The organism is Streptomyces sp. NPDC090445 (assembly GCF_044769385.1).
Lineage (GTDB): Bacteria > Actinomycetota > Actinomycetes > Streptomycetales > Streptomycetaceae > Streptomyces.
Genome location: NZ_JBIVXV010000006.1, coordinates 108101 through 128724 on the forward strand (window position 1 = coordinate 108101; position 20624 = coordinate 128724).

Annotated in this window: 15 protein-coding genes; 12 read left to right on the forward strand and 3 right to left on the reverse strand. The window is 75.4% G+C overall.

Annotated elements, in window-relative coordinates:
• The first annotated feature begins 7 nt into the window (after nucleotides 1–7).
• Genes ACIQUT_RS15600 through ACIQUT_RS15620 form a run of 5 tightly spaced genes read left to right on the forward strand, consistent with a single transcriptional unit; the run spans nucleotide 8 to nucleotide 10581 of the window.
• Nucleotides 8–3691 carry a DUF4132 domain-containing protein gene (locus ACIQUT_RS15600; RefSeq protein WP_403563376.1) on the forward strand — a complete coding sequence of 1228 codons (3684 nt, stop codon included), beginning with the start codon at nucleotides 8–10 and terminating at the stop codon, nucleotides 3689–3691.
• Nucleotides 3688–4836 (forward strand): AAA family ATPase, encoded by a 1149-nt coding sequence (locus ACIQUT_RS15605; protein WP_403563378.1) that lies wholly within the window; start codon nucleotides 3688–3690, stop codon nucleotides 4834–4836. Before ACIQUT_RS15600 ends, ACIQUT_RS15605 begins: the two co-directional genes overlap by 4 nt.
• The gene (locus ACIQUT_RS15610; RefSeq protein WP_403563380.1) at nucleotides 4833–7271 is read left to right on the forward strand and encodes a DUF5682 family protein; all 2439 of its coding nucleotides are present in this window, start codon (nucleotides 4833–4835) and stop codon (nucleotides 7269–7271) included. Before ACIQUT_RS15605 ends, ACIQUT_RS15610 begins: the two co-directional genes overlap by 4 nt.
• Nucleotides 7268–8416: a VWA domain-containing protein gene (locus tag ACIQUT_RS15615; protein WP_403563382.1), complete on the forward strand. Its 1149-nt coding sequence runs from the start codon at nucleotides 7268–7270 to the stop codon at nucleotides 8414–8416. Before ACIQUT_RS15610 ends, ACIQUT_RS15615 begins: the two co-directional genes overlap by 4 nt.
• Nucleotides 8413–10581 carry a hypothetical protein gene (locus tag ACIQUT_RS15620; RefSeq protein WP_403563384.1) on the forward strand — a complete coding sequence of 723 codons (2169 nt, stop codon included), beginning with the start codon at nucleotides 8413–8415 and terminating at the stop codon, nucleotides 10579–10581. Before ACIQUT_RS15615 ends, ACIQUT_RS15620 begins: the two co-directional genes overlap by 4 nt.
• Nucleotides 10582–10623: 42 nt before the next feature.
• Here the strand turns inward: ACIQUT_RS15620 and ACIQUT_RS15625 are convergent, their stop codons facing one another.
• Both ACIQUT_RS15625 and ACIQUT_RS15630 read right to left on the reverse strand, forming a co-directional pair.
• Nucleotides 10624–11559 (reverse strand): 5'-nucleotidase, encoded by a 936-nt coding sequence (locus ACIQUT_RS15625; RefSeq protein ID WP_403563386.1) that lies wholly within the window; start codon nucleotides 11557–11559, stop codon nucleotides 10624–10626.
• A gap of 156 nt (nucleotides 11560–11715) precedes the next feature.
• Complete coding sequence (locus ACIQUT_RS15630; RefSeq protein ID WP_403563388.1) at nucleotides 11716–12555, reverse strand: class II glutamine amidotransferase; 840 nt, start codon at nucleotides 12553–12555, stop codon at nucleotides 11716–11718.
• A 376-nt stretch (nucleotides 12556–12931) separates the two neighbouring features.
• Here ACIQUT_RS15630 and ACIQUT_RS15635 point away from each other — a divergent pair, with 376 nt between their 5' ends.
• From ACIQUT_RS15635 to ACIQUT_RS15660, 6 genes are all read left to right on the forward strand, one after another.
• Nucleotides 12932–13384 carry a DUF6325 family protein gene (locus ACIQUT_RS15635; protein WP_403563390.1) on the forward strand — a complete coding sequence of 151 codons (453 nt, stop codon included), beginning with the start codon at nucleotides 12932–12934 and terminating at the stop codon, nucleotides 13382–13384.
• 45 nt (nucleotides 13385–13429) lie between these two features.
• Entirely contained in the window at nucleotides 13430–13738 is a 309-nt protein-coding gene (locus tag ACIQUT_RS15640; protein ID WP_403563392.1) for an SHOCT domain-containing protein, read from the forward strand.
• A 155-nt stretch (nucleotides 13739–13893) separates the two neighbouring features.
• Entirely contained in the window at nucleotides 13894–14877 is a 984-nt protein-coding gene (locus tag ACIQUT_RS15645; protein ID WP_403563394.1) for a hypothetical protein, read from the forward strand.
• A gap of 129 nt (nucleotides 14878–15006) precedes the next feature.
• Nucleotides 15007–17547 (forward strand): discoidin domain-containing protein, encoded by a 2541-nt coding sequence (locus tag ACIQUT_RS15650; protein ID WP_403563396.1) that lies wholly within the window; start codon nucleotides 15007–15009, stop codon nucleotides 17545–17547.
• Nucleotides 17548–17704: 157 nt separating this feature from the next.
• Entirely contained in the window at nucleotides 17705–18562 is an 858-nt protein-coding gene (locus ACIQUT_RS15655) for an RICIN domain-containing protein (RefSeq protein ID WP_403563398.1), read from the forward strand.
• A 103-nt stretch (nucleotides 18563–18665) separates the two neighbouring features.
• Nucleotides 18666–19220: a YbaK/EbsC family protein gene (locus tag ACIQUT_RS15660; RefSeq protein WP_403563400.1), complete on the forward strand. Its 555-nt coding sequence runs from the start codon at nucleotides 18666–18668 to the stop codon at nucleotides 19218–19220.
• Nucleotides 19221–19255: 35 nt separating this feature from the next.
• Here the strand turns inward: ACIQUT_RS15660 and ACIQUT_RS15665 are convergent, their stop codons facing one another.
• A complete protein-coding gene (locus ACIQUT_RS15665; RefSeq protein ID WP_403563670.1) occupies nucleotides 19256–19843 on the reverse strand; it encodes an alpha/beta fold hydrolase in 588 nt (195 codons plus the stop codon).
• Here ACIQUT_RS15665 and ACIQUT_RS15670 point away from each other — a divergent pair.
• Entirely contained in the window at nucleotides 19770–20096 is a 327-nt protein-coding gene (locus ACIQUT_RS15670) for a GNAT family N-acetyltransferase (protein WP_403563671.1), read from the forward strand. The two genes, ACIQUT_RS15665 and ACIQUT_RS15670, sit on opposite strands and share 74 nt — an antisense overlap.
• Nucleotides 20097–20624: the final 528 nt, after the last annotated feature.

The following is a 20624-nucleotide window of genomic DNA, read 5'->3' on the forward strand; positions in this document are numbered from 1 at the left end:
AGGGGCCGTGCAGCGCTGGGAGTACGTCGGGGACGGGTCGGCGAAGTTCTGGGAGGGCGGGGTGGACGGCACCTCGGTGACCCTCCGCTTCGGCCGCACCGGCACGACCGGGCAGACCCAGGTCAAGGACTTCGGCACGGCGGAGGAAGCCCGCGCGTACTTCGCCAAGGCCGTCGCCACCCGCGAGAAGAAGGGGTACGCACAGGTCGGTGACGGCGAGGCGGACACCCCGGGCTCCGCTGCCGCGCCCGAAGCCCGCGCCACCGCAACCACAACCGCAACCGCAACCGCAACCGCAACCGCCGATGACGGCGCGGACGGCCCGCAGGCATCCGCAGCGGCGAGGACGGCCCCGGCCCGGGTCGACGAGGACGTCTTCGAGCTCCCCGAGGCATGGAAGCGGAATGTACTTCCGCGGCGCGGCGGGGTGTCCCGGCCGACGTCCGCGATGGCGGCCGCGCCCGCCCTGGCCGATGCCTGGCTCGAGCAGGAGGCCGAGCTGGTCGCCCGGGTGCTGGACTTCCCGCAGAGCGATCCCGTGCTCGTCGCGGCGGCCCGCGCCCACCTCGCCGGGACGCCCGACCCGCTCGGCGCCGCCGTCCTGGCGCACCTGGTCCGCATCGGGCACGGCGGCAACAACCAGGAGCTGTTCGTGGACGCCTGGGCCGTCCGGCACGGTCTGCCGTTCGCCGCCCGCGCCGCCGTCGAGTTCGGGCAGATCGTTCCCGGCTGGCACACCGACCCCCGCTCCGGCGTCATCGTCACCGGTGTCTGCTGGATCACCGACGCCAACGGTCGGCGGCACGCCAAGGTCCCTACCGCCCCGCGTGCCCGGCAGCTGCTGGCGAGCGCCGCCGAGGCCGAGTACCGGGCCGCCGTCGAAGCGCTGGCCGGGCACCGTGACACCCCGCGCCGCCGCGGCACCGTCAGTTTCATAGTCCCCGGCGAGCTGGACTGGGTCAGTGAGTGCTGCGCGGACCCGCTCCCCTCCCGCGACGGGCACTTCGGCGAGCTCTTCATGCTCGCCGCCTCCCTCGGCACCGCCGAGCACGTCGCCGCGGTCCGGGCCGCCGGCTTCGACCTCGGCTGGTACGGCTGGTCCGCGGAGCTCATCGCGACGTGCGCCGACGGCCTCGGCACAGCCCTCGCCCCGCTCCTCGCGGACCCGTCCAAACTCTCCTGGATCAGCACCGACGCCCTGCGCTCGTATGCCGAGGCGCTTGCCGAACTCCCCTCCGACATCGCCTTCCGCGCCCTGCTCGGCCGGATCGACGACAAGGCGGTCCGGCCCGCGCTGCTGACCGCAGCAGGCCGCTACCCGGTGCGCGCCCTGCGCCTGTTCGCGGAGAGCGCCGAGGAAACCTCCGTGAACGCGTCCCTGGCCCGCCGCCTGCTGAAGGCGCACGTGGCCACGCACCGCGAGCTCGCCCTGGACGTCCTGCCCGAACTGCCGGCCGGCGCCGCCGACCTGGTCGGCCGGCTGGCCCGCCGCGACGGGCAGCTCGCCGAGGCGGACGCAGCCGCCCTGCCCGAGGTCCTCACCAGTCCGCCGTGGACCCGCGTGCGCCCGCGTACCAAGCCCCGTACGGTCGCCGGGCTGAGCGCGCCCGAGGACACCCGCACGGCCTGGCTGCCCGGCGAGCAGGAGGAGTGGGCCGACGCCGAGAACAGCACCGCGAGCTGGGCATCGCACCTGGACCTGGAGAAGCTCGCCGCCGAACAGCGGGCCGGCCGCCTCGGCAACGACCACCAGACCCTCGCCCTGTTCACGCTGGGCCCCGCCGACGTCCTCGGCCCCCTCCTCGCCGAGTGGGACGGCCCCGACTGGAGCTACGAGGGCACCGAGACGTTCATGCCGCTGATCGCCCGCTACGAGGCCGACGCCCTGCGGATGGCCCTCGGTCTCGCCAGCCGGCTCCCCGCCACCATGGGCGTCCTGCTCATGCCGTACGTGAACCTGCGGACAGCCCGGCTCATGGCCGACTGGCTGGTCCGCCTCAAGTCCGCCGGACGCACCGCCCGCGCCTGGCTGGTCCGGCACGCCGGGGACGCCGCCGCCCTGCTCGTCCCCGACGCCCTCGGAGAGCCCGGCAAGCCCCGTACGGCCGCCGAAGCCGCACTCCGGGCCATCGCCACCGCACATGGCCCGGACACCGTCCGGGAGGCCGCCGCCGGTTACGGCCCGCAGGCCGTCGAGGCCATGGCCGAACTCCTCGACGCCGACCCGCTGGTGACGGCGCTGCCCGCCAAGACGGTCGAGCCCGGCGCCTGGGCCGACCCGGCCGCCCTGCCGCAGCTGAAGCTGCGCACCGGCGAGGCCCTGCCGGCCGAGGCCACCGGGCACCTGCTCCGCATGATGGCGTTCAGTACCCCCGGCAGCCTGTATCCGGGTGTGGAGCAGGTGCGGGAGATCGCCGACCCGGCGGCGTTCGCCGAGTTCGGCTGGGCCGTGTTCGACGAGTGGCGGCTCGCCGGCATGCCGGCCAAGGACGCCTGGGCGCTGCACCAGCTCGGCGGCCTCGGTGACAACGACACCGTCCGGCTGCTCGCCCCGATCATCCGGAACTGGCCCGGGGAGGGCGCCCACCACCGGGCCGTCGACGGCCTCGACGTGCTCGCCGCGATCGGCACCGACAACGCCCTGCTCAGCCTGCACGCCATCGCCCAGCGGGCGAAGTTCAAGGCCCTCAAGGCCCGCGCCGGCGAGAAGATAGCCGAGGTCGCCGCGGGTCTCGGCCTGACCGGCGAGCAGCTGTCCGACCGGCTGGTGCCCGACTTCGGGCTCGACGCGGACGGCACCACCACCGTCGACTACGGCAGCCGCCGCTTCATCGTCGGCTTCGACGAGCAGCTGAAGCCGTACGTGGCCGACACCGCCGGCAAGCGCCTCAAGGACCTGCCCAAGCCGGGCGTGAAGGACGACCCGGAGCTCGCCCCCGCCGAGCGCAAGCGGTTCGCCGCCCTGAAGAAGGACGTCCGCGCCATCGCCGCCGACCAGGTGCGCCGTCTGGAGGCCGCCATGGTCGACGGCCGCACCTGGACCGCCGAGGAGTTCCGGATGCTGTTCGCCGAGCACCCGCTGGTGTGGCACCTGGCCCGCCGCCTGGTGTGGCGGGCCGTCGACGGCGATGCGACCGCCGAGTTCCGGATCGCCGAGGACCGCAGCCTCGCCGACGCCGAAGACGACACGTTCACGCTCGGGGCGGACGCCGTCGTCAGCCTGCCACACCCGCTGCACCTGGGCACCGACACGGTCGCCGCCTGGTCGGAGCTGTTCGCCGACTACGAGATCCTCCAGCCGTTCCCGCAGCTCGGCCGGGCCGTGTACGCGGTCACCGAGGAGGAGGCCGCCGGACACCGACTCACCCGTTTCGAGGGCATCACCGTCCCCGTCGGCCGGCTCCTCGGCCTCACCAAGCGCGGCTGGGAGCGCGGCAGCCCCGAGGACAACGGGGTGGAGCGGTGGATCTCACGCCGTCTCGGCAGGCAGTGCTACCTCGTCATCGCCCCCGACGAGGGCATCGCGGTCGGCATGGTCGACACGTACCCCGACCAGACGCTGGAGACCGTCTGGCTCGACACGACGCCCGGCGACTACTGGTGCAGCCACAGCCACCCGCTGACGTTCGCCGACCTCGACCCGGTCACGGCCTCCGAAGTGCTCACCGACCTGACGGAGCTGACGGCATGACCGCCTCCCCCACCCATCCCGGTCAGGACATCTCCGGGGCGGAGCGGCACCGCATCCAGCGGCCGCCCGCCGAGGTCCGGTACGCCGAGGAGCTGGCCGCGCTCCGGGCCGCCGACGACGCGCCCCGCCCGCCCGGCTGGCAGCTCAGCCTGCGGGCCGCGCTCCGGTTCATCACCGGGGACCCGGAGACCGGCATCAGCCGCAAGTTCGTCGGCGACACCTCCCTCGTCGAACGGGCCCTGGTGGCCCTGGCCACCAACCGGGGCCTGATGCTCGTCGGGGAGCCCGGCACCGCCAAGTCGCTCCTGTCCGAGCTGATCGCCGCCGCCGTCAGCGGCGACTCCACCCTGGTCGTCCAGGGCGGCGCCGCGACCACCGAGGACCAGATCAAGTACTCCTGGAACTACGCCCTCCTGGTCTCCGAGGGCCCGTCCGAGCGCTCCCTGGTGCCCGCGCCGGTACTGCGCGGCATGCGGGAGGGCCGGCTCGTCCGCTTCGAGGAGATCACCCGCTGCCCGCCGGAGGTGCAGGACTCCCTGCTGTCCCTGCTCTCCGAGCGGGTCGTCACCATCCCCGAACTCCCCGGGGAGGCGGGGCTGTCCTTCGCCGCCCACGGGTTCAACGTGATCGCCACCGCCAACACCCGGGACCGCGGGGTCAACGAGATGAGCGCGGCTCTCAAGCGCCGCTTCAACTTCGAGACGGTGTTCCCGATCGCCGACCGCGATGCCGAGGCCGCCCTCGTCGAGGCCGAGGCCACCGCCCTGCTGCGCGCCTCCGGCGTGGCCGTCGCCCCCGACCCGGACATCGTGGACGTCCTCGTCACCACCTTCCGGGAACTGCGGGCCGGCGGCCCCGGAGGGGACGGCCCGCACCACCGCGGGCACGGCGCCGACCGGATGAGCGCGGTCATGAGCACCGCCGAGGCGGTCGCCGTCGCCCACGCGGTCGGCGTCCGCGGCTGGTTCCTGCGCGGCGAGCCGGGCAACGCCGCAGACCTGGTCACCTGCCTGGCCGGTACGGCGGCCAAGGACAACCCGGAGGACCTGGCCCGGCTGCGCCGCTACCTGGAGCAGCGCGCCGCCAAGCACACCGGGCCGGCCTGGCGGGAGCTGCACGCCGCCCGGCACCTGATCGCGGGGTGAGCACCCTGACGGCCCACTTCCTCGGCGTCCGCCACCACTCGCCCGCCTGCGCGCGGCTGGTCTCCCGCACCATCGCCGCGCTCCGGCCCAGCCACGTACTGGTGGAGGGACCGGCCGACCTCAACGACCGGCTCGGCGAGCTGCTGCTCGGCCACCGGCTGCCGATCGCCGTGTTCAGCCACTACCGCGACGCGGAACGCGCCGCCACCTCGTGGACCCCGTTCTGCGACTACTCCCCCGAGTGGGTGGCGCTCACCGAGGGCCGGGCGGCCGGCGCGCAGGTCCGCTTCATCGACCTGCCCTCGTGGCATCCCGCGTTCGCCGGCCGCAGCAACCGGTACGCGGACGCCGAGGCCCGCTACGAGCGGGCCACCGCCCGGCTGTGCGACCGGTTCGGCGTGGACTCGGCCGACGCCCTCTGGGACCGGATGTTCGAGGCGGCGGAGCCCGGCGGACAGGACGACCAGGCCCTCGCCGAACGGATCGCCCTGTACTTCGACGTGGTCCGCGGCGACACCGGGGCGGATGCCTCGGACCGGGCCCGCGAGGAGTACATGGCGTCCTGGGTCCGCGCCGCCCTGGCCGAACCCGGTGCGGGACCGGTCCTGGTCGTCACCGGCGGCTTCCACCGTCCCGCCCTCGTCTCCCTCACCGGGGCCGCGGACCGGCGGTCGACGGGCCCGGGGGCGGCGGGCCCCGAGACGGGCCCGGAGGCGGGGAGTTCCGTCTCCGCCTCCGCGGACGGGCCTCCGCCGGTGCCGCAGCCCGCCGCGGACGCGCTCGTCGGCAGCCATCTCGTCCCGTACTCCTTCCGCCAGCTCGACTCCTTCACCGGCTACCAGTCCGGCATGCCCTCCCCCGGCTTCCACCAGCACGTGTGGGAGCACGGCCCGGCCGCCGCCGGGGAGACGCTGGTGCAGGACATCACCGAGCGGCTCCGCAGCCGCGGCCTGCACGTGTCCACGGCCTCGCTCATCGCCGCCCGGGCCACCGCACAGGGCCTGGCCGCGCTCCGCGGACACCACCGGCCCGCCCGCCTCGACCTGCTCGACGGGCTCGCCGGCGCCCTCCTCGACGAAGCCGTCGACGAACCCCTGCCGTGGACCCGGCGCGGGCCGCTGCGCCCCGGCACCCACCCCGTCCTCGTCGAGATGGTGGCCGCCGGCCGCGGCGACCGGACCGGCCGGCTCCACCCGGACACCCCGGTTCCGCCGATCGTGCACGACGTCACCGCCCGGCTCGCCGCCCTCGGCCTGGACGGCACCCGAGCCGTCACCCTCCGCCTCACCGAACCCGGCGGCCTGGCCGCCAGCCGCGTCCTGCACTGCCTGCGGGTCCTCGGCATCCCCGGCTACGCCCGCACCCGCGGCCCCGCGGACGGCGCCGACCCCGAGGCCGTCGAGCGCTGGGCGCCGGACCCCGCCGCGGGCGCCCGGGAAGCCGCGCTGATCGAGGCCTCCGGCCACGGCAGAACCCTGGAGGACGCGACCGCCACCGCTCTCGGCGAACAGGTGCGGGCGGCCGGCGCCGCCCCCGACGCCCTCGCGCGGACCCTGTTCGACGCGGTGGCCTGCGGCACGACCGGGCTGCTCGGCCCGCTGCTCGCGGAGCTCCGGGCCGCCGTCGACCGGGCCGGCGACCCCGGCCCGCTCGGCGAGGCCCTGCACACCGCCCTCGGGCTGTGGCGGCACGACCGGGTGTACGGGGTCGCCGGCGACCCGCTGCTGGCCGGGTTCGTCGACGCCGCCGTCGCGCGGGTGCTGTGGCTGGCCGAGGGACTGCACGGTCCGGGCGACGTCGACCGGGGCCGGCTGCGCGCGCTGGCCGGCGTACGGGACGCCCTGCTGCACGCCGCACCGCTGCTCTCCCTGGACCGGGCGGCGGTGACCGCCGTCTGCGGCCGGATCAGCGCCGCCCCGGCGGCTCCCGCCGATCTGCGCGGCGCCGCGTTCGGGCTGTGCCGCACCCTCGGGCACGGCCCGGGCGGATCTGTTCCCGGCGGCCCGTCCGGGGCCGGCGACGCCGCGGCCGCGGTGCGGGCGGTCGCCGGCACCGCGGCCCTCGGCGACTGGCTGGCCGGGCTGTTCGCGCTGGCCCGCGACGAGCTGACCGCGCCCGCTGCCGGCCCGGCGGGCCCAGAGGGCCCGGAAGGCCGGGCCGACGGCCTGCTCGGCGTACTCGACGCCCTGGTCGCCGAGCAGCCGGAGGACGAGTTCCTCGCCGGCCTGCCCGCCCTCCGGCAGGCCTTCGCCTACTTCCCGCCCCGCGAACGCGAACGCATCGCAGCCCGCCTCATCGAACGTCGCGGGCTGCGCGGCTCCGCCGGCGGCCTGCTGCGGACCCCGGCCGACCCGCTGCTCATCGCCCGGGCCCGGCATCTGGAGGACGACGTGCGCCACCTGCTCGACCGCTACGGCCTGGGAGCCGCCCCATGACCGCCCCCGCCTCCGCCCCTGGCCCCGTGCCCTCCCCCGATCCCGGGCTGGAACGCTGGCGGCTCATCCTGGGCAGCCCCGCCGAACGCCACACCGGCTGCCTCGGCACCGCCGCCGCGGCCCGCGACTCCGCCCTGGAGTGGCTGTACGGCCGCGACCCCGAGCAGGGGGAGCGGGGCATCCGCCGGGCCGGCGACGGCCCTTCCGCGGTGACCGCGGTCGACTGGCTCGACGACGTCCACCGGCTCTTCCCCCGGGAGACCATCGAACGCCTCGAGCGGGACGCCGTCGAACGGTACGGGATCCACGAGATCGTCACCGACCCGGCCGTGCTGGAACGCGTCCAGCCCAGCCCCGCACTGCTGCGTGCCGTGCTGCGCACCAAACACCTGATGAACCCCCAGGTCCTGCGGCTGGCGCGACGGCTCGTCGAGGCCGTCGTCCGGCAGCTGATGGCCCGGCTCACCCCGGAGATCCGCCGCTCCTTCACCGGCACCCGGTCCCGCCGCCCCAGCCTCGTCCCGCACTCGCGGAACTTCGACTTCCATGCAACGGTCCGCGCCAACCTGGCCCACTACCAGCCCGAGCAGCGGCGGCTGCTGATCGAACGGCCCCGTTTCTCCTCCCGTACCCGGCCGCACCTGGAGCAGTGGCAGCTGATCCTGCTCGTGGACCAGTCCGGCTCCATGACCGGGTCCGTCATCCACTCCGCGGTCACCGCCGCAGCCCTGTGGGGGTTGCCCGGGCTGCGCACCCACCTGGTGGCCTTCGACACCTCCGTGGTCGACCTCACCGCCGATGTCACCGACCCCGTGGAGCTGCTGATGCGGGTCCAGTTGGGCGGCGGCACGGACATCGCCCGCGCGGTCGACTACGGCGCCGGGCTGATCGACAACCCCCGCAGGGCCATCGTCGTCCTGGTCACCGACTTCTACGAGGGCGGGGACCCCTACCGGCTGGTCCGCACCGTGCGGCAGCTCGTCGCGCAGGGCAGCACCGTACTCGGCCTGGCCGCCCTCGACGAGGACGCCGTGCCCGCCTACGACCGGGAGCTCGCCCAGGAGATCGCCGACGCCGGCGCCCACGTCGGCGCCATGACCCCCGGCATGCTCGCCGCCTTCGTCGCCGAAAGGCTCAGCAGGTGACCGCCGGCACCGCAGCCCGCCCCGATCTGCTGGCCCTCACCGACGCCGCCCTCGCTGCGCTCGCCAACCGGGGCCTGGTGAAACGCGCCGCGAAGGAACTCGCCTCGGGTACCGGAGCCGTGGTGGGCGCCGCCGCCGACGGCAGCCTCACCGGGCGCTACCCGGACGGCACCGAGAGCATGCTGCCGCCGGGGGCGGGGCTCGACCTCGGGACGTGCAGCTGCGCCGCCACCGGCGTGTGCCGCCACCTCCTCGGCCTGGTCCTCGCCTACCGGCAGCAGGCGGCGCCACAGCCGGCAGCCCCGGCCGCGGCCGCAGCGGGGCCCGGCCCCTCCGAACAGCCCGGCGGCTCCGGGGGATCCGGCTTCTCGACCGGTGACCGGGCCTCTGCGGTGGGCGGGGCCTGTGCGCCCGGCGGTCCGCGTGGCGAGCGGGCGGCACGCGCGGGCACCGGGCCGGCGGACCGAGGGCCCGACGCGGCCCGGGTGTGGTCGCCCGGGAGTGTCACCGACGAGGAGCTGACCGAGGCGCTCGGGGCACGGGCCGTCACCGCCGCCCGCCGCGCCCTGGCCCGCGGCTACTCCGCGCGGCTCACCCACCCCGCGCCGGGGGCGCCCGAGGCCCGGGCCGAACTGGCCACCGCGACCGTGCGGTTCACCGTCCCGCGTGCGCTCGGGTACGCCCTCACCGACGCCCGCCCCGAACACCGCGGCCCGGCTGTGGCCCTCGCCGTGTGGGCGTTCCGTGCCGCGCTCGCCGCCGACCCGGCGGACCCGCCGGCCGACGTCCGGGCCGGCGGGCCGCTCCAGCCGGCCCGGACCGCCGACGAGGCCGCCCGGGCGGCTGCCGGGCTCGCCACCGAACTCCTGTTGGACGGGGCGGCACACGCCGGGCCCGTGCTCGCCGCGGGCCTGCACCGGGTCCGGGGCGAACTGGCGGGCCACGGCATGCACTGGACCGCCGACGCTGCCGCCGACCTCGCCGAGCAGCTCGCGGAACACGCCTCCCGCAGTGCCCGCCACCGGCCCAAACGGTTCGCGGAGCTGCTGACCGAGGTGGCCGCCCGGCACCGGACCGGCAGCCACGGCACCGGCGAGCCCGGTACCACCCCGCTGCGCCGGGTCCGGCTCACCGGGCTCGGCTGCCGTGTCACCGGGGACCCCGCGTCCCGTACCGCCGAGGTGTACTTCGCCCACGCCCGCGCGGGCATCGCCCTCGTCCTGCGCCGCCGCTGGGAGCTGACCGAGGCGCAGGCCGCCGGCGACCAGCCGGCGCCGACCGGGCCGGACCTGGCGCGGCGGCGCACCGCCGGCAGCACCTTCGGCGCGCTGGCCGCCGGCAACGTGCTCAGCGAGGCCGCGTCCCGCACCCCGGGGCACATCGTCGCGTTCGGCGCTTCCCGGACCGGCGGTACCGGTGTCACGCCGGCCGGGAGGTCCTGGACGGACCTCCCCGAGCCCCTGCTCGTACGGGACTTCGCCGCGCTCGCGGAAAGAGTGCGGGCCCGCCCGCCCCGGCCGGTACGGGCGCGGGTGGCCGCGGACGACGTCCACGTGCTGGCCGTGCACGCCGTCGAGGGCCTCGGCTATGACCCTGCCGAGCAGCGCTTGGCGGCCGTCCTCCGGGATGTGCACGGCAACCGGGCCCTCCTCGCGGCGCCGTACAACCCATACGCGCCCGGCGGCCTGGACGCGCTCGCCGCGGCCCTCGACGGCGTCGGCGACAGCCCCTGCCACCTCAGCGGGTTCGTCCGGGCGGCCACCGGCTCCGGACCCGCGGCGTCCGCCGGGATCCTCATCGAACCCATCGCCGTGCTTGCCGGGTCCGCCGTCACCGTGCCCGACCTGGCACCGACCGGGCCGGCCACCGCCACGGCCCCGGCGGCGCACGCTGATGCGGATCCGGTCGCGGGGGCGCTGGCCGAGGCGCTCGCCGCGCTCGCGGACGCCGCCCACCGCGGCCTGCGCCACCTCGACCGGACCGGACCGGACCGGCTCGACCGGGCGGCGGCCACCCTGGACCGGACCGGGCTGGGCACTGCCGCGGCCCGGGTGCGCGCCGTCGCGGCCGCCCTCGCCGGGGGCGGCGCCGACACCGCCGTGGACCCGTGGACGGACGCCCAGCTGTTCCTGCTCACGGCTGCGGACCTGTACGGCTCCCGGTGACCGTGCGGGGCAGGCTGCTGCCCCGCCGGGCCGCGCACGGAATCAGGCGCCGGCGTTGGCGACTCCGAACGGCACGTGGACGCTCGGGGCGCTGGACGCCGTTCCGCCGAGGTGGCCGACCTGGTCGTCGAAGAATATGTGGGGCTGGAGGGTGGCGATGACGGCCGCCTTGTCTATGCCGCCGAGGAAGAACGCGTCGTCGACCCGCAGTCCCCACTTCTTGAGGCTGCGCACCGCCCTTTCGTGGGCGGGTGCGTTGCGCGCGGTGACCAGGGAGACACGCACCCGCGGCCGGTAGTCGGGGCGTTCGCGGTGTTCCTCCTCTTCCCGGCGCTGGATCCGGTTGATCCCGGCGAGGAAGTCCCGCAGCGGGCCGGGGTCGTGCGGGGTGGCCGCGTTGAGGACTTCGTGGGCCCGGAACCCGTCGATGCCGTCGGCCTGGAAGACGCGTTCGGAGCTGTCGTCGGCGAGGACCCCGTCGAAGTCGAAGGCGATCCGCAGCTCCGGGTCCTCCGGGTCGTCGGCCGAGGCCGAGGCCAGGACGTGTCCGGCGGGAAGGCCGGCGGCGACGGCCTCGCGGACGTCCTGCGCGTTGGCGGACAGGAACAGGGACATGTTGAGCGCCGGCATGAAGCGGTGCGAGGAGCGGCCCGGCCGGAAGATCGCGCGGGTGATCGGCAGGTCGTACGCCTCGACCGAGCGCATCACCCGCAGTCCGGTGTCCGGGTCGTTGCGGGAGAGGATGATCACCTCGACCAGCGGGTCCCCCGGCTGCATCGCGAGGTCGTTCAGCGACAGCAGGCGGCGTATGAAGGGGAAGGCGACGCCCTTGTCCAGGGTGTCCTCGCGGTGTTCCTCCTGGTAGGCGCGGTAGGCCTGTTCGCCCTGCTCGCGGAAGACGGCGTCGGACTCGGTCAGGTCGAACAGGGCGCTGGAGGCGATCCCGACGACCAGGCGCTGGGAGAGGTCGTACCTCATGCCTCTCCCCTTCCCTCACTGGTGCTCATACGCCGACAACGATCTCCCTCGAACGGGGGTTCCCCGCACCGGGTACCCGACCGGTGTTCGGGTCGCCCGGGCGGGTCGCCCGGGCGGGTCGCCCGGGCGGCCGGTGGAGGGCCGGCGGGGGGCGGGTCAGGCCGGGACCGGGGTGAACGTGTGGAGCGCGTCCGCGCCCGCCCGCACGACCCCGTACGCGCCCTCGGGCACCTCGTTCCAGGCTCCCGGCAGGTCGCCCAGCGGCTCCGACACCACCAGGCGGGTCTCGTCGGACACCTCCTGCAGGAGCTCCACTTCGGGGTGCAGGGACCGCAGCGACTCCACCTTGGAGCTGTAGAACAGCGACCGGGCGTTGCCCCCGCTGGCATAGCGGAACGCCCAGATCGCCGTCCCGTCCGTCACGGCGACGGTCATCTGCATGGGGTCGGCGATACCGTGCTCGCGGCCGACGCGCTCCACCAGGCCCACCATCCTGGCCACCGCGCCCGGAGGGTCGTCCTCCAGTCCGAAGGTGAGGGCGAGGAAGAACATCGTCTCCGAGTCCGTGGTCCCCTCGATGTCCAGGAAGAGGGTGGGGTCGACGGCCAGGCACAGGTCCCGGCGCATGCGGTGGAAATCGGCGATGGAGCCGTTGTGCATCCACATCCAGCGGCCGTGCCGGAAGGGATGGCAGTTCGTCTGCTGCACCGCCGTGCCCGTCGAGGCCCGGATGTGGGCGAAGAGCAGCGGGGACATGACGTGCCCGGCGATCTCCCGCAGGTTGCGGTTGTTCCAGGCGGGGCCGACGTCGCGGACGATCGCGGGCGTGCCGATGGCGCCCCCGTCCATGTACCAGCCGATGCCGAACCCGTCTCCGTTGGTCGTCTCGACGCCCATGCGCGCGTGGAGGCTCTGGTCGATCAGGGAGTGCTTGGGTCTGTAGAGGATGGTGTCGAGGAGCATGGGGCTTCCCGAGTACGCGAGCCACCTGCACATGATCGATCACCCTTTCTCGTGGCCGTCCGTCCGATCATGCGGGCGGCGGTGACGCGGTGCATCACCCGGGCGGGGTGAGCGCGGGGCGGGCTGGGCCCACGCCCGGGACCGGGCGTGCCGGACCCCGGGCGCCGCCGGGCGTGCCGGACCCCGGGCGCCGGGCGTGCCGGGCTCCCGTGCGCCGGGGCCTGCTCCTCCCCCGGGTGCCGGGGGTGCCGGGCCGGGTGGGCCGTGCCGCCGGGTCACCCCCGGCAGGTGATCCCCGGGCCCGGGGTGCGCGTTACGGTCGTGGCAAGGTGCCGGCGGCCCCGAGGCGGCGGCTCGGCCCACGCCCCGGCCCGTGACCGCGTCGCCGGGCCTTGCGACAGGAGCTGACGTGACCAGAGAAAACGACAAGCTGGATGAACTCGGCCCCATCGACTACCTGGTCGTCGAGTTCCCCGGCAGCCACCTGACCGGTGAGGGCATGCCCCTGCTGATGGACCTCGTCGAGCGCGGCATCATCCGCATCCTCGACCTCACCTTCTTCACGAAGCTGGAGGACGGCACGGTCGAGGGCATCGCCCTGGCCGACGTGAACGGCGACGGCGAGCTGGACCTCACGCTCTTCGAGGGCGTGTCCACGGGGCTGATCGGCGACGACGACATGGCCGAGGCCGGCTCCCTGCTCCAGCCCGGGGACTCCGCGGCCGTGCTGCTCTACGAGAACACCTGGGCCGCGCCCCTGGCGGCCGCCCTCCGCCGCGCCGACGCCCGGATGATCGCGAGCGGGCGCGTGCCGGTGCAGGACGTGATCGAGGCGCTGGACGGCCTCGATTCCGCGGCCTGAAGGCTCCGGACCCCCATCCACTCCCCCCACAAGAGGCAGGACACCATGCCCGGACTCCTTCGCGGCGTCGCACGGACCGCCGTCGTCGCCGGTACGGCCACCGCCGTCTCCAACCGCGTCTCGCGCCGCCAGGCCGGCCGCTGGGCCCAGCAGGACGCGGAGCAGGCCCAGGCCGCGTACGCACAGCAGGCACCCCCGCCGCCCCCGGCTCCGGCTCCGGCTCCGGCTCCGGCCGCCGACGTCGGCATGGACGACAAGATCAGCCAGCTCAAGGAGCTCTCGACCCTCAAGGAGCAGGGCGTCCTCACCGAGGAGGAGTTCGCTGCCCAGAAGGCCCGCATCCTGGGCTCCTGACCCGGATCCTGCAACCCCTGGCCCGGCGCGGCCCGGCCGGAGCCGGGTCGCGCACGGTGATGCGCACGCAACGCTCCGCAGCCGGACCGGGAGCCGCGGAAGGAAGGCGGCCCCCGGGCGGGCGGACGCTTCGGGTGCCGGAGGCGAGGTGAGCCGTGCCGGACATCCCCCGCGGGGGCAGGGATGCGGACCCGCTGCGGGACCGCGTCCTCACGCGGTCGCTGCTGAGGTCGGCGAGCGCGGACCCGCACCACCTGCCCGAGTTCCTCGCCGCCTTCGCCGTACGGCACATGGGCCCGGTCGCGGCGCGCTCGGTGGAGCGGATGCGCGAGGCGCACCCCGACGCCGACCCGGCCGGGCTGCGGTCCCGGGTCCTCACCCGGGGGAAGCGCCGGACCGTGACCGAAGGGGCCTTCGTCGGCGGCCCCTTCCTCGTCCTGATCCCGTTCGCCTTCTGCGTGGCCATCCTCAGCCAGGCGCAGGCCTGCCTGGAACTGGCCGCCCTCGACGGCCGGGACCCCACGGACCCGGAGCGGGCCGCCGAACTCCTCGTCCTGCAGGGCGTGTACGCGGACGTCGGCCGGGCGCGGGCCGTACTCGCGGACGTGTATCTCCCCGAGGACGGCGGCGCGCCTGCGGCCGCGCCGCCGCCGGGGCGCATGACGGCCGTGCACCGGCTGGTCATGCGGATGGCGCGGCTGCTGGGGCTGATCACACCGGGGGACGAGATGCCTGGCCGGCTGCCGCGGTGGCTGGTCCAGACGGGCCGGTACGTCCTGCTCGCCGCGGTGCTGCTGGTCGGGATGGCCGTCCCCCTGGTCTGGCTCCCGTACATGGCGCTGTCGTACGACCGGTCCACCGGCCAACTCCTGGCGCGGGCCACCGCCTTCTACTTCGGTGAGCCGCCTGCCGCCCGGCCGCGGCGGGCCGCGAGGATCGAGCCCGAGATGGTGGTGTCGGCGCTCAGGGCGCTGCTGTCGGTGCTGGTCCCGCTGGGGTTCGTCATCGGCGTCCTGGTCACCAACCTGCGTATCGCGGACCGGGGTTGGCCGGTGCTGGCCATCGCCCTGACGGTGGCGTCGATCGGGGTGGGAGCGGCCTGGCACTGGCGCCGGCGGCGGCGGAGCCCCGCCGACTGACGGCTCCGGCTTCGCTCCGGCAGGTTTCGGTACGCCGCACTTTCCCGCCAACTCCTTTGTGACTCTGCCGAGTTGCTGTGTCACTGGCCTATGTTCTGGGGACATGTCGGTTCGCCCCAGGAGGCCCGGTTGCAGTCCAGGCGCTTTCTCGCCCTCACCCGTGCGTTACGCCGCTCGTCTCTGCTCATCGCCTTCAGCCTCGGTTCCCTGCTGGTCGGCCTGACCCCCTGGCTGGGGGTCGCGAGCCCGGCCCGCCCGTCGCCCAAGCCGGCGCCCGTTCCCTTCGACCAGCAGACGGCGGTGGATTCCCCGCACCACCCCATCGCGCCCGCGAACGCCATGGAACCGACGGCTCCCGTTCTCGACCGGGCCGGATGGACGGCCACGGCGAGCGATGAGGAGACCACCGGCGAGAACGGCCGCGCCGCCAACGTCCTCGACGGCAACACCGCCACCCTCTGGCACAGCAAGTGGACGGGCACCCCCGCCCCGCTGCCGCACAGCATCACCGTCGACATGCACCGCACCGCGGTCGTCTCCGCGCTCGTCTACCTGCCGCGCAGCAACTCGGCCAACGGCCGCCCCGGCGAGTACAGCATCAGCCTGAGCGCGGACGGCCGGAACTGGGGCAGCCCGGTCGCCACCGGTACGCTCGCCGACGACGCCAGCGCCAAGACCCTCGGGTTCGCCCCGCAGGGGGCCCGGTTCGTGCGGCTGACCGGGCTCACCGAGGCCGGCGGCCGCGGGCCCTGGACCTCCGCCGCCGAGATCAACCTGCTGGGCGACCCCGGAACCCCGGCCGCCACCGTCGACCTGTCCCGCACCGGGTGGACGGCCACGGCCAGCGACGAGGAGACCACCGGCGAGAACGGCCGCGCCGCCAACGTCCTCGACGGCAATGACGCGACCCTCTGGCACAGCAAGTGGACGGGCACCCCCGCCGCGCTGCCGCACAGCATCACCATCGACATGCACCGCACCGCGGCCGTGTCGGCGCTCGTCTACCACCCCCGCCCCGACGGGGCCAACGGGCGTGCGGGCGCGTACACCGTCACCACCAGCACCGACGGCACCGCCTTCGGCGCGCCGGTCGCCTCGGGCACGTGGCGGGACGACGACACCGCCAAGACGGCCACCTTCACCCGCACCGAGAACGCCCGCTACGTACGCCTGACCGTGACCAGCGAGGCCGGCGGCCGCGGCCCGTGGACCTCGGCCGGCGAGATACGCCTGAGCGGTCCGGCCGACCCGGCGGTCCACGGCTCCTGGGACCGGATCACCGGCTTCCCGCTGGTGCCCGTGGCCACCGCCGTCCTGCCCGGCGACAAGCTGCTGGCCTGGTCGGCGTACGCGGTCGACCGCTTCGGCGGCAGCAACGGCTACACCCAGACCGCGATCCTGGACCTGAAGACGGGCAGGGTCACCCAGCGCCGCATCGACAACACCGGCCACGACATGTTCTGCCCGGGCATCGTGATGCTCGCCGACGGCCGGGTGCTGGTCACCGGCGGCAGCAACGCGGAGAAGGCCAGCATCTACGATCCGGCCACCGACGCCTGGTCCGCGACCACCAGCATGAACATCGCCCGCGGCTACCAGGCCATGACGCTGCTCTCCACCGGCGAGGCCTTCGTCCTCGGCGGGTCCTGGAGCGGCGCCGGCGGCGACAGGGCGGGCGAGGCCTGGTCGCCGGACACCCGCACCTGGCGCAAGCTGCCCGGCGTCCCCGCCGCGCCCGCGCAGACGGCCGACCCGGCGGGCCCGTACCGGTCCGACAACCACATGTGGCTGCACGCCACTTCGGGCGGCAAGGTCCTGCAGCTGGGCCCGAGCAAGCAGATGAACTGGATCACGACGGGCGGCAACGGCAGCATCACGGCCGCCGGAAACCGTTCCGACAGCCCGGACGCCATGACCGGCAACGCCGTGGCCTACGACATCGGCAAGCTCCTCACGCTCGGCGGCTCGCCCGCCTACGAGAGGACCCCCGCCACCCGGCTCGCGTACACCGTGGGCATCTCGGGCAACCAGGTCCAGTCCGCCCGCACGGGCGACTTGGAGCACGCCCGCGGCTTCAGCAACAGCGTGGTCCTGCCGGACGGCAAGGTGGCCGTCTTCGGCGGGCAGGCCTACCCGGTGCCGTTCAGCGACGCCACCTCGGTCCTGACCCCCGAGCTGTGGGACCCGGCGACGGGCGCCTTCACCCCGCTCGCCACCATGGCCATTCCGCGCAACTACCACAGCGTGGCGAACCTGCTGCCGGACGGGCGGATCTTCTCGGGCGGCGGCGGGCTGTGCGGTGACTGCGCCACCAACCACGCCGACGGGGCCGTGTTCACGCCGCCGTACCTGCTGAACGCGGACGGCTCGCCGAAGCCGCGTCCCGTCATCTCCGGCGGCGTGCCGCCGCGGGCCGCGCCCGGCGCGTCGCTGACGGTGAGCACCGAGGGCCAAGTGGCGTCGTTCGTCCTGATGCGGGCCGCTGCCGCGACCCATTCCACGGACAACGACCAGCGGCGGGTGCCGCTGGCGTCCGCGGCCGCGGGGAACGGCACGCACACGGTGTCCATCCCCTCCGACACGGGCGTGGTCCTGCCGGGGACGTACATGCTCTTCGCCCTCGACGCGCAGGGGGTGCCGAGCACCGCCAGGTTCGTGACCGTCGCCTGACCGTCGCCCGACCGTCCCCGAGCCCGCGACCGCCTCCCGGTCCCCCGGTCCCCCGGTCTCCCGGTCTCCCGGTCTCCCGGCGCCATCCGATGATCCGTCAGTGATACTGCTACGACGCAGAGTCGGCTGATGCGTTCGCATCGGGACGGGGGCGGTCGTGGCGCAGGAACCCGAGGCCGGGGACAGAGCGGACGACGGCGCACCGCCGGCCGGCGCCGCGGCGGGATACGTCCCGCCGCGGTGGGCCTGGTGGCTGGTGGGCGTCGGCGTCCCCGCGGTGGGCCTGGTGGCGACCCTGCTGATGGCGCAGCCGCGGCCGGGTCCGGCGGCGGCACCGCAGCCCACCGGCGTACGACCGGGCGGTCCGGGGAGCGGGACGCCCTCGCCCTCCGCCTCCCCGCCCGGTCCGGCCACTGCGACGCCGGCACCCTCCCCCTCCCCCTCGGCCTCCGCGGGCGGTGCGTCGCCGGGGTCCGGCACGGCAACGGCGACGGGCGGGGCCGGGCAGCCCTCCCCCTCGCCCTCCGCCGAGCGGAAGCAGGACGCCAAGGCGCCGGGGATCCCGGTGGGCGCGCCCGTGTGGATCGTGAACCAGAACAGTGGGCTGTGCCTGGCGGTTCCCGCGGCGAGCACCGAGGTGGTGGAGCTCAACCAGTTCGGCTGCGGGAACCACCCAGACCACCGCTGGCGCATCGAGCCCTGGGGAGACGGGGGCTCCGGCCCGCTCCACCGGGTGGTCAACGACAACAGCGGGCTGTGCGTGGCGGTACCCGCCGCGAACAAGGCCGCCGATGTCACCGTCAACCAGTTCCCGTGCGGTGACTATCCCGACCACCTGTGGCGGTTCGAGCACCAGGGCCCGGACCAGGCCGGGCGCCCGCTGTACCGCGTCGTCAACCACAACAGCGGGCTGTGCCTGTCCGTCGCCGGCGGGGACACCCGGCAGACCGCGGCGGTCGTCCAGTCCGTGTGCGGGAGCCGCCCCGAGCGGCAGTGGCGGCTGGTCGCCCGCTGACCCGCCCTCTCCGGACGCCCGGCCCGTCGCCCGCCCGGCGCCCCGCGCGTCCGGGCTGTGGACACCGCGGGGCCGGCTGCGGGATCTTTGTTACGGTGCCGGGATGCGCGCACCGATCGGCCCCTTCGAAGACGCCCGGCCCGCACCGCAGTGCCTCGCCGAACTCACCGCCCCCGTCGCGGAGGCGATCCGCGACTGGCAGGGCGGGACGCCCGCCGACCGGATCGTGTACGTGGACACCGACCCGGCGATCGCCGACACCGCGGCCTTCGTCGAGCACTACGGCCGCGAGCTGCTCGGCCAGTCCGCGAACTGCGTGGTCGTCGCCGCCAAGCGGGGCGGTGAAACCTCCCTCGCCGCCTGCCTCGTGCCCTCCGCGGGCCGGGTCGACGTGAACGGCGTCGTCCGGCGCCGGCTCGGGGCCCGCAAGGTGTCGTTCGCGCCGATGGCCACGGCCGTGGAGGCGACGGGCATGGAGTACGGCGGGATCACCCCGATCGGGCTGCCCGCCGACTGGCCGCTCCTGGTGGACGCGTCGATCGCGGGGATGCCGTACGTACTCGTCGGCAGCGGCCGGCGGCGCGGCAAGCTCATCGCCCCCGGCTCCCTCTTCGGGCTGCTGCCCGGGGCGGAGCCGGTCGAGGGCCTCGCCGTCTGAACCGGCCGCCGCAGCCCGGTCAGGCCCTTCGCGGATCAGCGCGGCGGCCTCCTTCGGCCGGGACACGGCGACGGCGTGCGAGGCGTCGGCCGGTTCGACGACCGTCGCCCCGGCGCGCTCGGCCGCGTAGCGCTGCACTTCCGGGTCGATCGCCCGGTCGGCGCCCGCCAACAGGGCCCAGGACGGCTCGGTCCGCCACGCCGCGGCGGAGGCCCTCTCGGCGAAGGCCGCCACGGCGAGGGGCCGTTGGGCCACGGCCAGGATGCCGGTGGCGTCCTCGGCCAGGTCGGCGGCGAAGACCTCGGGGAGGGCGTCCCGGGCGATGGTGACCTCGACACCGCGGCCGCCGTCCGGCAGCGGGTACGTCCACTGGTCGAGGCTGCCCGACAGCGGGGACGCGGGGAAGCGGCCCTGGAGTTCCCCGGGCTCTCGCCCTCCCCAAGGACGTACGCGGCGACGTACACGAGCCCGACGACGTTCTCCGCGGTGCCCGCGACCGTGATCAGGGCGCCGCCGCAGGAGTGGCCGACGAGGACGACGGGGCCGTCGATCCGGGCGGCCACGGAGGCGAGGTACGCGGCGTCCGCGGCGAGGCCGCGCAGCGGGTTCGGGGCCGCCACCACGGGGATGCCGTGGCGCTGCAGATCGGCGCAGCGGGTCTTCCACCACACGGAGGTCGACGCCGCCTTCGCCGGGCAGGGGCTGGCCTCGCTGCTGCTCCGGGAGGCGTTGGCCGATGTGCGCCGGTCGGGGATGCGCGTCGTGCCCGTCTGCCCCTACATGGCGGCGTACCTGGAGCGGCACCCGGAGTTCGGCGACCTCGCCGACCCGGTCACCCCGGAGGTCCTGCGCTGGCTGGATGCGGAGCTGGCCTGACGGCCGGCCCGGAATCCCAGGCGGCCGGGAACGCCTGCGCCCCGGCCGCGTTTCCGGCGCCGCCGAACAGATCGCGGGCCGCGGACACGGCCGTCCGGCCGCCCCTCCTCTCCCCGCGGTTCGCCGCGCGCTCGTCCCCGGAGGCCATCCGTGCCCGCCGTCCTCTCGACCACCGCCCTGTCGACCGCCCTGTCCGGGGCTGCGGCAGCAGCGCGGCGGTCGCGACCTGCCTGTGGTCCCTGGCCCGGGGCATGGGACGTGCGACGCGGCCGTCGGGCGGAGCCTCGGCGTGATCGCGACGGACCTGCCGGCGCTGCTCATCCGGGAGCGGTCGGGTCAACTGCTGCCGCAGGCACCGGAGTCGGCGCGGGCCGTGTTGGCGCTCGTCCGGCAGTACATCCTGCGGACCTGGCGCGGCCCGCCGGGGCCGCCGCCACCGTGGCGGCGGTCGCCCGGCGCTGGGGATTCGTCAGCCCCGGCCATTTCGGCCGCGCCTTCCGCTCCGCGTACGGCATGTCCCGCGCGCCT